The sequence below is a fragment of the Streptomyces venetus genome (genome assembly GCF_039540295.1).
In the GTDB taxonomy this organism is placed as follows: domain Bacteria; phylum Actinomycetota; class Actinomycetes; order Streptomycetales; family Streptomycetaceae; genus Streptomyces; species Streptomyces venetus.
In genome coordinates this window covers 358,376-371,134 of record NZ_BAABET010000006.1, presented here as the reverse complement: position 1 = coordinate 371,134, position 12,759 = coordinate 358,376, and the positions used below count along the sequence as shown (strand labels likewise).

At 73.0% G+C, this 12,759-nt stretch carries 12 protein-coding genes; 8 read left to right on the top strand and 4 right to left on the bottom strand.

The annotated features are described in order from the left end of the window. Nucleotides 1–23: 23 nt before the first annotated feature. Together ABEA82_RS21735 and ABEA82_RS21730 are read left to right on the top strand one after the other, a co-directional pair. On the top strand, nucleotides 24–1,271 hold the full coding sequence (locus ABEA82_RS21735; protein ID WP_345663238.1) for an aminotransferase class I/II-fold pyridoxal phosphate-dependent enzyme: 1,248 nt from the start codon (nucleotides 24–26) through the stop codon (nucleotides 1,269–1,271). Then, nucleotides 1,268–2,329 (top strand): MBL fold metallo-hydrolase, encoded by a 1,062-nt coding sequence (locus ABEA82_RS21730; protein WP_345663237.1) that lies wholly within the window; start codon nucleotides 1,268–1,270, stop codon nucleotides 2,327–2,329. Before ABEA82_RS21735 ends, ABEA82_RS21730 begins: the two co-directional genes overlap by 4 nt. A gap of 81 nt (nucleotides 2,330–2,410) precedes the next feature. Here the strand turns inward: ABEA82_RS21730 and ABEA82_RS21725 are convergent, their stop codons facing one another. Beyond that, a complete protein-coding gene (locus tag ABEA82_RS21725) occupies nucleotides 2,411–3,025 on the bottom strand; it encodes a DedA family protein (RefSeq protein WP_345663480.1) in 615 nt (204 codons plus the stop codon). Nucleotides 3,026–3,060: 35 nt separating this feature from the next. After that, a complete protein-coding gene (locus ABEA82_RS21720; RefSeq protein ID WP_345663236.1) occupies nucleotides 3,061–3,834 on the bottom strand; it encodes an MBL fold metallo-hydrolase in 774 nt (257 codons plus the stop codon). Nucleotides 3,835–3,917: 83 nt separating this feature from the next. Here ABEA82_RS21720 and ABEA82_RS21715 point away from each other — a divergent pair, with 83 nt between their 5' ends. From ABEA82_RS21715 to dnaK, 6 genes are all read left to right on the top strand, one after another. Continuing rightward, a complete protein-coding gene (locus ABEA82_RS21715) occupies nucleotides 3,918–4,319 on the top strand; it encodes a hypothetical protein (protein WP_345663235.1) in 402 nt (133 codons plus the stop codon). Nucleotides 4,320–4,497: 178 nt separating this feature from the next. Beyond that, the gene (locus tag ABEA82_RS21710) at nucleotides 4,498–6,570 is read left to right on the top strand and encodes a phage holin family protein (RefSeq protein WP_345663479.1); all 2,073 of its coding nucleotides are present in this window, start codon (nucleotides 4,498–4,500) and stop codon (nucleotides 6,568–6,570) included. Nucleotides 6,571–6,690: 120 nt separating this feature from the next. Further along, the gene (locus tag ABEA82_RS21705; RefSeq protein ID WP_003994146.1) at nucleotides 6,691–7,119 is read left to right on the top strand and encodes an OsmC family peroxiredoxin; all 429 of its coding nucleotides are present in this window, start codon (nucleotides 6,691–6,693) and stop codon (nucleotides 7,117–7,119) included. A gap of 154 nt (nucleotides 7,120–7,273) precedes the next feature. Beyond that, complete coding sequence (locus ABEA82_RS21700) at nucleotides 7,274–8,659, top strand: hypothetical protein (protein WP_345663234.1); 1,386 nt, start codon at nucleotides 7,274–7,276, stop codon at nucleotides 8,657–8,659. Continuing rightward, entirely contained in the window at nucleotides 8,656–9,396 is a 741-nt protein-coding gene (locus ABEA82_RS21695; protein ID WP_345663233.1) for a glycerophosphodiester phosphodiesterase family protein, read from the top strand. The genes ABEA82_RS21700 and ABEA82_RS21695 overlap by 4 nt, the downstream gene beginning before the upstream one ends. 64 nt (nucleotides 9,397–9,460) lie before the next feature. Next, a complete protein-coding gene (gene dnaK / locus ABEA82_RS21690; RefSeq protein ID WP_345663232.1) occupies nucleotides 9,461–11,332 on the top strand; it encodes a molecular chaperone DnaK in 1,872 nt (623 codons plus the stop codon). Here the strand turns inward: dnaK and ABEA82_RS21685 are convergent. Both ABEA82_RS21685 and ABEA82_RS21680 read right to left on the bottom strand, forming a co-directional pair. Then, a complete protein-coding gene (locus tag ABEA82_RS21685) occupies nucleotides 11,329–11,796 on the bottom strand; it encodes a nitrate reductase molybdenum cofactor assembly chaperone (RefSeq protein ID WP_345663231.1) in 468 nt (155 codons plus the stop codon). The two genes, dnaK and ABEA82_RS21685, sit on opposite strands and share 4 nt — an antisense overlap. Before the next feature lie 85 nt (nucleotides 11,797–11,881). Beyond that, nucleotides 11,882–12,745, bottom strand: a complete 864-nt coding sequence (locus tag ABEA82_RS21680; RefSeq protein WP_345663230.1) for a helix-turn-helix domain-containing protein — start codon at nucleotides 12,743–12,745, stop codon at nucleotides 11,882–11,884. Nucleotides 12,746–12,759: the final 14 nt, after the last annotated feature.

Below are 12,759 nucleotides of genomic sequence, written 5' to 3'. Positions count from 1 at the left end.
CACCAGGCACTGCGGAGGTACGGATGCGGCGGACCGACCCGGAAGGCCACGGCCCCGTCCGCTTCGGGCCGCCCCTCCCCGACGACGGACTGCCCGTGCTCCCCGAACTGTCCGCGGTGCTCGCTGCGGCGGCCTCCCGCGGCGGCCACGAGCCGGTCGGCGGCGGCCCGGCCCTGCGCGAGGCCGCCTGCGGCTATTGGGACCGGCGCGGACTGCGCTGCGACCCCGACCGCGTGGCCGCCGGCCCGGGCGCCCCCGCCCTGCTGCTCGCGCTGACCGCCGCCCTCGGCGGTGACGTCCTGGTGCCGAGGCCCTGCGCCGCCTGGTGGGCGCCGTACGCCCGCCTGCTGGGGCGCCCCGCCTTCCATGTGCCGACCCCACCCGAGAGCGGCGGTGTTCCCGACCCGTACGCCCTGCTGGAGACCGTGCGCCGGGTCCGCGCGGAGGGCGGCGACCCGCGCCTTCTCGTGCTGTCCGTCGCCGACGACCCCACGGCCACCGTCGCCCCTCCCGAGCTGCTGCACGAGACCGTCGAGGCCGCCCAGGGGGAGGGCCTGCACCTGGTCAGCGACGAGACCTGGCGCGACACCCTGCACGACCCGCACGACACCGTGCTGCTCAGCCCCGCCGAGATGCAGCCCGACCGGGTCACCGTCGTCAGCGACCTGGCCGGTGCCCTGCTCCCGCCCGGCTGGCCGGCCGCCGTGGCCCGCTTCCCGGCCGGCGACGACGCCGGCGGCCTCCACGCGCGTGTGCTCGACGTCCTCACCGCGCTCGACGCCCAGGTCGCCGCCCCCGTCGCCGCCGCGGCCGCCTACGCCCTGGGGGAACCGCAACCCGTCACGGAGCGCGTCGCCCTGGCGGTGCGCCTGCACGCGCGCCTGGCCGCCGAGGCGCACTCCGCCGTGGTCGCCGCGGGCGCCCTCGCCCGCCCTCCGCGGGCCGGCCGCCACCTGTACGCCGACCTCACGCCGCTGCGCCCCGCGCTGAACGCGCACGGCGTCGGCGACGCGCAGGAACTGGAAGACTTCCTTTCCGCGCGCCTCGACATGCCGGCCCCGGGCGGCCACCGCTTCGGAGACGAACTCGAAGCCCCGCGCGTGCGGCTCTCCACCGGCGCACTGCTGGCCGGCTCCGACCCGGAACGCGCGGAATGCCTCACCTCGCCCACGCCGTTGGAACTGCCGCACGTGCAACGCGCGTTGATCCGGCTGAAGTCGGTCTTCGACGATCTCCGCGACGACGCTCAGCGATGGGAGTCTCCTCGATGACGCAGCAGTCCGAGTCGGCCACGAGCACGACCCCCCAGGGAACCGACGACCCCGCCCTCCCGTCCCCCTCGGCGTCCCCGTACCCGCCGCCGGCCGAACCGAGACCACTGGCCGAACACCGGATGTGGCCGCGCACCTTCCACGACCGGCTGACCGCCCCGCTCCCCGGCTTGAAGGCCATGGCCCGCTTCGCCCGCGAGGGCGCCGTGAGACCGGGCCCGGAAGGCCTCGCCGACATCCCCCGGCTGCCCTACGAGCCGGGCCCGCTGCCCCGCGTCGACGCCCGCACCGTCGCCGTCACCTGGGCGGGACACGCCAGTTGGGTGATCCGCATCGGCGGTCTGACCGTCCTCACCGACCCGGTCTGGTCCCGCCGGATCCTCGGCACCCCGGCCCGCATCACACCCGTGGGCGTCCCCTGGGAGGCGCTGCCGCGCGTCGACGCCGTCGTCATCAGCCACAACCACTACGACCACCTGGACGCCCCCACACTGCGCCGACTCCCGCGTGACACCCCGGTGTTCGTCCCGGCCGGTCTCGCCCGCTGGTTCCACCGCCGCCGCTTCACCCGCGTGACCGAGCTCGACTGGTGGGAGGGGGCCCGACTGGGCGGCGTCCGCTTCGACTTCGTCCCGTCCCACCACTGGTCCAAGCGCACCCTCACCGACACCTGCCGCAGCCTGTGGGGCGGCTGGGTGCTCACCGACCAGGACGGACAGCGCGTCCATTTCGCCGGCGACACCGGCTACGGCCACTGGTTCTCCCGCATCGGCCGCCGCTACCCCGGCATCGACCTGGCCCTGCTGCCCATCGGCGCCTACGACCCGCGCTGGTGGCTCAGCGACGTCCACTGCGACCCGGAGGAAGCCGTCCAAGCGGCCCAGGACCTCGGCGCGACCAGAATGGCCCCCATGCACTGGGCGACCTTCGTCCTCTCGGCGGAACCGGTCCTGGAGCCCCTCACACGGGTGCGGGCAGCATGGGAAAAGGCGGGCCTGCCCCGGGAAAACCTCTGGGACATGCCGATCGGCTCTTCAAAGGTGCTCGAGGGAAGCTGACCCCTCAGCGGGGGCGTGGGGAACCGCGCGACCAGCCACACACAACCCGCACCCAGGAGACAACCGCGAAGAACAACGGCGCTACCGAACCCGCCGCCACACCGCCGGCACCGCGCTGATCAGCAAGGTCAGCCCGATCGCCGCGAGCACACCCTCCCACGGCTCGGCGAACAACGACCCCCCGAGAATCCCGATCAACTGATACGTCACAGCCCAGGCCAGACAGGCCGGCAGATTCCCCCGGGAGAACCTCCGCAGCGGCCACTTCGCCATCAGACACGCCAGCATCACCGGGATACGCCCCGCCGGCACCAGCCGGGACAACACCAACACGGCGACCCCGTGCGCCGCGAGCTTCTCCTGCGCCTGCGCCAGCCGGTCCTCCGGCGCCCGCGACCGTAGCGCCTCCAGCCAGCGCGAGCCGTTCTTCGACCCCATGCCGCGCCGCCCCAGCCAGTACAGGGCCGCGTCCCCGAGGAACGCCGCCAGCGACGCCGTCAGGAACACCATCAGCAGCGAGAAAGGCGCCGTCTGATGGAAGGCGACCACGGCGGCCGAACTCACCAGCGCCCCCGTCGGGATCACCGGCACCAGCGCCCCGGCCAGCACCAGCAGGAAGAGCGTGGGATATCCGACCGCCTGCTGAGTGGACTCCGGCACGATGGACGCCGGGGTGACGGCCGACGCCGCGAGCAGGGGCCCGCCGGCCTGCGCGAAGGGCGCGGTCCAGGTCACCGCGCGACCCCCAGGCGCACACTCTCCCCGTGCCCGAGCCGGTGCACCGCCACGCCGGGCGCGCGCCGGGCCGCGAGCCGCACGAACTCCTCACCCGGCGCGTGGAACTCGTGGGGGCGCACGGCGTCCATCCCGATCGGCCAGTACGTGCCGTAGTGCACCGGCACCGCACTGCGCGGCGCCAGCCGCTCCAGCGCCTGGGCCGCCCGGCCCGCGTCCAGGTGTCCCTCCCCGAGGTACGGCCCCCAGCCGCCCACCGGCAGCAGTGCCACGTCGACCGGCCCGACCTCCTCGGCCATCGACTCGAACAGCCCGGTGTCCCCGGCGAAGTACGTCCGGGCCTCGCCGGATATGACGTAGCCGAGCGCGGGGGAGCGGTGCGGTCCGAGCGGCAGCCGCCGCCCGTCGTGCCGCGCGGACACGGCCCGTACGACGACGTCCCCGACCGGCGTCTCGTCCCCGGGCGCCATCTCGGTCACCTCGAGGTGCGCGAGCCGGCGCAGCCCTGGCACCGCACGGCGCGCGCCCCGGGGCACGAGCAGGCGCGTGCCCGCGGCGAGCCGCATCAGCGACGGCAGGTGCAGGTGGTCGGCGTGCAGATGCGAGACGAGGGCCACGTCCGCGCGATGGGCACCGGGCGGCGGCAGGGCCCCGCGCCGGCGGCGCAGATGTGCGAGCCGGCGCGCGAACAGAGGATCGGTGAGTACGCGTACGTTCGAATCCACGACCGTGCACGTCGCGTGACCCCACCAGGTGATCTCCACCGGCACCTCTTTGCCTCCTTCGCGCGACTCCCCGAAGCCTACGTGCAGGAGTAGGGTCGGCGGCTGAACCGGAGGTGAGGGGGGACGCCATGGTGCCGGTCCGGGTCACGGCGATCGCGAGTCTGACGCCGCTGGAGGAGCTGGACGACGATCCGTTCCTGGTCGACTCCCGCAGCCAGCACGCGATGTGCGCCCACTGGGCGGCCGAGCGCGGCTACGTGGTGAGCCGGGAGTTACTCGTCCGCGGGCTGCGTCCCGACCACTGCGCGCTGTGGGACGGCGTCCGGCCCGGCCTCGACGTGTTCGTGGCGCCCAGCCGACGGGTCCTGGAGAGCGCGCTCGCGTCCGTCGAGGAGTTCACCGCGGAGTGCGCGCGGCGCGGAGTGCGCATCGAGACGGTGGGGCGCGCGGAGCCGGCGTACGACGCGGCCATGAAGGCGTGTGTGCACCGCCGGCTCTCCATGCCGACGGCCGGCTACGACGGGCGCTGACGGCCCCCACCAGGGCGAAGTCCACCCGCCACAGCAGTCCTGCTTGTGCACCGTCGTGGCGGGAAGGAGAGCCGTCTCGACCGGAAGTGACATGCGGGGACGGAAGGCGCCCCACCGGCGTTGAGACACTGTGAGCAGGAAGCCCGTGGTGACGGGCCGGGACGTGAGGTGGCTGGGCGTGCGGGGCGTGCGGTGGCGGCGGGCCGCCAGTCAGGTCGGGCGGAGCGTCGCCGTGTGGGCGGTCTCCACCGTCACCATGCTCGTGCTCGCCGGAATCCTCCCGGACTTCCGGCTCCGCTCGGAGAACGGTGACAGCGCCACCGACATCGCCGTCACGGCGGCCTTCGGCGCGGGCGCCTTCGGTCTGCTGTCGGCCTTGGTGTGGCCGCTGCTCGTCCGGCTCCTGCTCCTCGTGCCGGCGCTCGTGCTCGGCCTGCTGGTGTTCTTCCTCAACGGCGCGCTGCTGCTGCTCGCCCTGCACCTCAACCCCGCCGAGCGCGGGGCCGCCGCCCCGGAGACCGCCGTCGTGGTCGCCGCCGTGATGTCCGCGGTGGCCTCCGCCACCGGCGCCGCCCTGGCCGTGCGCGACGACGACGCCTACCGCCGTCGGCTGTACCGGCTCTCCGACCGCCGCCGCAGATCCGGACCACCGAGCCCCGCCGCCCACGGCACGGTCTTCCTGCAACTCGACGGCGTCGGCCACGACGTCCTGCTGGACGCCGTCGGCAGGGGCGCGATGCCCACCGTCGCGCGCTGGCTCGACCTGGGCGACGGCGGCCGACCCACCCACCGGCTCACCCCCTGGCGCACCGACTGGTCCAGCCAGACCGGCGCGAGCCAGCTCGGCATCCTGCACGGCAGCAACCACGACGTCCCCGCGTTCCGCTGGTACGAGAAGGACTCCCGCGAGGTCGTCGTCTGCAACCGCCCGACCAGCGCCGCGGAACTCCAGCGCCGCGCCGTCGAGAACGCGGGGCACGGCGGGCTGCTCACCGTCGACGGCGCCAGCCGCGGCAACCTGTTCAGCGGCGGCGCCGACGAACAGGCCCTCGTGCTGTCCATCGCCACCCGCCGCCGCAGCCGGGAGAACCGCTCCCGCGCCGGATACTTCGCCTACTTCTCGGACCCGGCGAACGCCGTGCGCACGGCCCTGTCCTTCGTCGCCGAGGTCGGCCGCGAGATCGGCCAGTCCACCCGGGCCCGCCTGCGCAAGCAGCGCCCGCGCGTCTCCCGCGCCGGCCTCTACCCCTTCGTCCGGGCCTTCGCGACGGTCGTCGAGCGGGACGTCGTCGTCGCCTCCGTCATGGGCGACATGCTCGCCGGCCGCACCGCCGTCTACGCCGACCTCGTGGCCTACGACGAGGTCGCCCACCACTCCGGCCCGGCGAGCCGCGACGCGCGGAAGGTCCTCGAACGCCTCGACCGTTCGCTGGCCCTGATCGAGAACGTCGCCGAGCACGCCCCGCGCCCGTACCGCATCGTCGTGCTCTCCGACCACGGCCAGAGCCCCGGCGAGACGTTCCGCTCCCGCTACGGCCTCACCCTCGGCGACCTGGTGCGGGCCGGCTGCGGACTGCCTGTGCCACGCCGGGCGGAGCGCACCCGCAGCGGGGCGGAGGCCCGCGCCGCCGTGCGGGCCGCACTGCGCATACCGGTCGAGGAGGGCGGCGAGCGGCACCGCCCCCAGCGCCGCCCGGAGCCGATCGTGCTGGCCTCCGGCAACCTCGGTCTGGTCTCCTTCCCGGACGTCACGCACCGGATGAGCAAGGAGGAGATCGACGCCCGCCACCCCGCCCTGCTGCCGACCCTCGCCAACCACCCCGGCGTGGGCTTCCTGCTGGTGCGCAGCGAGCAGCACGGCGGAGTCGTCCTCGGCGCGTACGGCGCCGAGATCCCGCTGGCCGACCTCGACGACGACCCGGGCCCGCTCGCCCCGTTCGGGCCGGGCGCCGCCGACGCGGTACGCCGCACGCACCTCTTCCCGCACACCGCCGACATCATGGTCAACTCCTTCCACGACCCGGCCGACGGCGAAGTCCTCGCCTTCGAGGAGCAGATCGGCTCCCACGGCGGCCTGGGCGGCGCACAGGGCAGACCGTTCCTGCTGTCGCCGCTCGTCCTCTCCGCGCCGGTCGACGAGGGGACGGCACTCGCCGGCGCCGAACACGTCCACCGCGTGCTGCGCCGCTGGCTGCGCGAGTCCAACGGCCCCCAGGTGCCGCTGGAGAGCAGCGAGGAACGGGCCGCCTGAGCCCCGGCCGCACCGGCGAAGGCCCGGTCCTCCTCGTGCGCCGAACCGGAGTGTGATCGGATGGGGGCACGGGGCCCGGAGACGGGCCCACACGCGAGTCCGCATCCGAAAGGAAGATCCGTGGCTACCACGCGCTCCGCACACACCGTCTGGGAAGGCAACCTGCTCGAGGGCAACGGCGTCGTCACCTTCGACTCCTCCGGTGCCATCGGCGAGCAGCCGGTCACGTGGGCCTCGCGCGCCCAGGAGGCGAACGGGAAGACCAGCCCCGAGGAGCTGATCGCCGCCGCCCACTCCAGCTGCTTCTCCATGGCCTTCTCCAACATCCTCAACAAGGCCGGGACGCCGCCCACCAAGCTCGTCACCTCGGCCGACGTGTCCTTCCAGCCCGGCGAGGGCATCACCGGCATCCACCTCACCGTCGAGGGCACCGTCCCCGGTATCGACGAGGCGGCCTTCCTCGCCGCCGCCGACGAGGCCAAGGTCGGCTGCCCGGTCAGCCAGGCGCTCAAGGCCACGCCCATCACGCTGACCGCCAAGCTCGCCTGACCGGACCCACCCACGTCGCGCGGGCCGCCCACCAGGGCCGCCCGCGCGATGTCGTCGGTCCGCCCACCCGGGGGGCCCGCGCCGTCGTCGGTTCGCCACCCGCGCCCGGGGTATGAACCAGACGCTTTCGAACCGACGGGCCGGAAGGAACGCGATGCTGCCGGGAACGTCCACGAACGCCACGGTGCTCGACTCCGCCACCCGCGACCGGACCCGCGTCCTACTGCTGTTCAGCCTCTCCGGCCGGCTGCGTCCCCGGGACACCGCCCTCGGCGCCCTCGTCGGCCGCTACGACTACGGCCGTTTCGCCTCCCACCTGATGACCAGCCAGGACGTGCTCCCCGTACCGATGCTGGACGAACTGGTCGCGCCCCGGCGGCTGCGGCTGCCGCACGGCGACCACGGCCTCGGCCTCGCGTCCCTGCGGATCCTCGTCGTCACCACCCCGCGTGGCGACGCGACGCTGGTCGTGGACTGCGTCTTCGCGGGCGAGACCACGGCCGGCGACCTCGCCGCGTGGCTGGCCACGACCTGCTTCGACCGTGAGCGCATCGAACTCGACGACCGACCGTTGCTGACGGCGCTGACCGAGCAGCTCGGCGGAAGGCCGCTGGCCCTCGGGCAGAACGTGCACCAGCTCGTCTTCCCCGGCGGCCGGTTACAGCGGGAGCTGCTGAGCGCCGACGAGGCCCGCAAGGCGGTCCTGCTCAACGAGATCGTCTACCGCGGCAGGATGCCCTGGAACCCCGCCACGCCCCACGACGCGAGCCTCGCGCCCCACCTCCGGAACCACGGCCTCACCCTGTCCGCGCTCGGCCGGGGCGTCTCCGTCCAGGCCGGCTGGGCCCCGCACGTCGAGAACGGCCTGATGCTCGTGGCCGTCGGCATGATCTCCGCCCTGTCCGCGCTCCAGCGCACCCGGCTCGCCGCCTTCGCGACGATGAAGGCCAACGAACAGGCCCTCACCGACTCGCCCACCGAGATCCGCTCCCTGATCTCCCGCCTCTCCGCGGGCGTCAACGAACTCCAGCTGGACCTCGCCTTCGGCGTCGAGGCCTACGTCGACAGCCTGCTGATCCCCGAGATGGTCATGGAGGCCTTCCAGTCCTCGCTGCGCGACACCCTGGGCATCCGCGACAGCCTCGAGAACTCGGCCCGCATGGTCGAACGCCTGACCTCGGTGATCAGCGCCCGCTCCGCCGCCCTGGACGCCGAACTCGCCGAACGCGACGACCGCCGCGACCGCACCGTCTCCGGTCTCGTCGCCGCCGCCACCCTGATCGCCCTGCCGCCCACCCTGCTGCTGGCCTTCTTCGGGGTGAACGGCACGAACGTCGACGACCACCGCTCCATCCTCGACCTGCGGGCCTACGGCACGGCCTACGCGCTGGCCTGGCTGCCCTTCCTCGTCCTCGTGGTGATCGGCTACGTCCTGCTCAGACGGATCAGCACCCGCTCCGGCTCGCTGCTGCCGGCGCCCGACGACGACGCCCTGCCCGTACCGCCCCCGCGCGCCCCCTCCGGGAGCCCCCGACCATGACGCCACGCCCCGCCGTCTCCGCCCACCGGGGCGGCTCCGAGCGCGCCGAGGCCGCCACCTGGGAGGCGTACAAGGACGCGCTGGAGTCCGGCGCCGAGTACGTCGAGTTCGACATCCGCCGCACCGCGGACGGCGTCCTCGTCGTCTACCACGACCCTCGGGCCGGGCACACCGGGCCGCCGCTGTCCACGCTCACGCACGCGGAGCTGAGCGAGCGGGCCGGATACGACGTGCCGGTCGTGGACGACGTCATGGCGCTGATCGCCGGGAGGCTGGTGGCCCACCTGGACCTGAAGGAGGTCGGCTACGAGCGCGAGGTGATCGACCGGGCGGTCGCCCTGCTCGGCACGGACGGTCTGGTCGTGACCACGCTGGAGGACCGTTCCGTCGCCGCCGTGACCCAGGCCTTCCCCGGGGTGCGCACCGCCCTCTCCCTGGGGCGCGACCGCAGGGAACTGGCGCCGGCCCGGCTGCCCGGGACCCGGCTGAGCGAACTGTTCCCGGTCCGCCGCATCCGCGCCTGCGGGGCCCACGGCGTCGCCGTGCACCAGCGGCTGGCCAGGACCAACGTGCTGCGGGAGGCCACCCGGCACGGCCTGTTCACCATGGTGTGGACGGTCAACGACGACACCCTGATGCGTGCCTTCCTCGCCCACCCGCGCGTGGACGTGCTCGTCACCGACCGCCCCCGGCGCGCGGTGGCGCTGCGCGGGCCGATCACCCCTTCGCGGCATTGACAACAGCCCACTCAAGTTTTGTGCTGGAGAGTGTGGAGAGCCGCCCTGGCGGAAGGGGACAGCGATGGGACGAGCGGTCGGGATCGACCTCGGAACCACGAACTCGGTGGTCGCCGTGCTGGAAGGCGGCGAGCCCACCGTCATCGCCAACGCGGAGGGGGCCAGGACCACACCCTCGGTCGTGGCGTTCGCCAAGAACGGCGAGGTGCTGGTCGGGGAGGTCGCCAAACGGCAGGCCGTGACGAACGTGGAGCGCACCGCCCGCTCGGTCAAGCGCCACATGGGTGACGCGCACTGGCGCTTCCCCGAGCACGGCGACATCGACGGCACCCGCTACCGGGCGCAGGAGCTGTCCGCGCGGGTGCTGCAAAAACTGAAGCGGGACGCGGAGTCCTACCTCGGCGAGGACGTCACCGACGCGGTGATCACCGTCCCCGCGTACTTCGACGACAGCCAGCGGCAGGCGACCAAGGAGGCCGGGGAGATCGCCGGCCTGAAGGTGCTGCGGATCATCAACGAGCCGACGGCCGCCGCCCTCGCCTACGGGCTGGACAAGGAGAACGACCAGACGGTCCTCGTCTTCGACCTCGGTGGCGGCACCTTCGACGTGTCGCTGCTGGAGATGGGCGAGGGCGTCATCGAGGTGAAGGCCACCAACGGCGACACCCACCTCGGCGGCGACGACTGGGACCAGCGGATCGTCGAGTACCTCGTCAAGCGATTCAAGGGGCAGTACGGCGTCGACCTCGGCAACGACAAGATGGCGGTGCAGCGGCTGCGCGAGGGCGCCGAGAAGGCCAAGATCGAGCTGTCCAGCTCCTCCGAGACGACGATCAACCTGCCCTACATCACAGCCTCCGCCGAAGGCCCGCTGCACCTCGACGAGAAACTGACCCGGGCCCAGTTCCAGGAGCTGACGCAGGACCTGCTCGACCGCTGCAAGAAGCCCTTCCACCAAGCGGTCGAGGACGCCGGTGTGAAGCTGTCCGCGATCGACCACGTGATCCTCGTCGGCGGCTCGACGCGGATGCCCGCGGTGACCGACCTGGTCAAGGAACTCACCGGCAAGGAACCGCACAAGGGCGTCAACCCCGACGAGGTCGTGGCCGTCGGCGCCGCCCTCCAGGCGGGCGTCATCCGCGGCGACGTCAAGGACGTGCTGCTGCTCGACGTCACCCCGCTGTCCCTGGGCATCGAGACCAAGGGCGGCATCATGACCAAGCTCATCGAACGCAACACCACCATCCCGACCCGGCGTTCGGAGATCTTCACGACGGCGGCCGACAACCAGCCCTCGGTCGGCATCCAGGTCTACCAGGGCGAACGGGAGATCGCCGCCTACAACAAGAAGCTCGGCGTCTTCGACCTCACGGGCCTGCCGCCGGCCCCGCGCGGGGTGCCGCAGATCGAGGTGGCCTTCGACATCGACGCCAACGGCATCATGCATGTCTCCGCCAAGGACATGGCGACCGGCCGCGAACAGAAGATGACCGTCACCGGCGGCTCGGCCCTGCCCAAGGACGACATCGACCGCATGATGCTCGAGGCCGAACAGTACGCGGAGGAGGACCGGCAACGCCGCGAGGCCGCTGAAACCCGCAACCAGGCCGAGCAACTCGTCTACCAGACCGAGAACTTCCTCCGGGAGAACGGCGACCGGATCCCGGCCGACACGAAGTCCCAGGTCGAGTCGGCCGTCACGGAACTGAAACAGCAGCTCGAACAGCAGGCGGACACCTCGACGTTGCGGGCCGGCGTCGAGAAACTCGCCTCGGTCAGCCAGCAGATGGGCCAGGCGATGTACGCCCAGTCCCAGCCCCAGCAGCCCCCCACCGAGGAGACCCCCGGCACCCCGCAGGACGAGGAGGGCGTGGTCGACGCGGAGATCGTGGACGAGGAGAAGGACCAGCGGGACGAGAAGGGCGGCGCCGCCTAGCCCGTCGCCGGGCCGGGCGGCAGCGTCGCGTGCACGGCCTCGACGACGGACGCGTACGGAGTACCGCGGCCGGCCAGCCGGGAGCCGAGCCGCTCCAGGTCCGCGCGGTGCTCCGTCAGCACGTCGGTGTTGCCGGTGCGGGCCGCCAGCTCCAGCACCGCGGGCAGGAAGTCGGGCAGCTCCCCGCCGGTGAGCTCCAGGCCGTGGGAGCTGTACAGCTCCTGGAAGTGCTCCTGCGAGATCCCGCGCCAGTGGCTCAGGTACAGGCTGTTGCCCTCGGTGCTCTCGAAGACCTGAAGATAGTGGGCGGCCAGCTCACCCGGCGGGGTGACGGCCGCGTGGTCGGCGAACTCCCGCAGCTGCGGGGCGGCTTCGCGCAGCAGCGGCAGCCGGGCGCGGAAGTCGTCATCGGGGTACGTCAGGCACAGCGCGGCCGCCTGGTACAGCAGCTCGAAGCCGGGCATCAGGCCTCCTCGCGTGCGCTCCCTTCCTGACGACGCTAGAGGCCCCTCGTGCTGCGCACCCGCCGGCTACGCCCGTACGGGTCACTCAGAAGCTCTCGCGGTACTCCCGCAGCAGCCCCTGAGTGCGCTGCGTCGACGCGGCGCCCGCCGTCATGTGGTCGAGGACCTCCAGATGCGCGGAGACCTCCTTGCGGGAGTCGAGGTAGAGCGCGCCGGTCAGGTACTCGGTGAACACCATGTCGGGCAGTTCGGGCTCGGCGAAGCGGAACAGCGAGAACGGCGCGTACGTCCCGGGGTGCGGACCGTCCTTGAACTCGGCGACCTGGAGGGTGACGCGGTCCCGCGCGGAGTACTCCAGCAGCTTGTCCAGCTGGTCGCGCATCACCTGGCCGTCGACGCTCACCGGGCGGCGCAGCACCGTCTCGTCCATGATCACCCAGAGGTGCGGCGGATCCGGGCGCTCCAGCAGCCGCTGCCGCTCCAGCCGCAACGACACATGCCGCTCCACGGCCTCCGGGCCGGAGTTCCCGATGGTGCCCGCCTCCAGGACGGCACGCGCGTACCCCTCGGTCTGGAGCAGCCCCGGCACGAAGTGCGGTTCGTACGAACGGATGATCCGCGCGGCGCCCTCCAGACTGACGTACAGGCTGAACCACTCCGGCAGCACGTCGTGGAACCGCTGCCACCAGCCCGGCCGGTTCGCCTCCTCGGCGAGGTCGACGAACGCGGTCACCTCGTCGTCGGCCACGCCGTACGCCGTCAGCAGGATCTGCACGTACGGGATCTTCAGCGCGACATCGGCCGTCTCCATCCGCCGGACGGTCGCCGGGGCGACCCGCAGCACCCGGGCGGCCTCGTCACGGCTGAGGCCCGCCGCCTCGCGCAGCTCCTGGAGCCGCTTGCCCAGCACCACTTGGCCCACGGTGGGTGCGGCCCGCCGTTCACTCACGCCACACCTCCCCA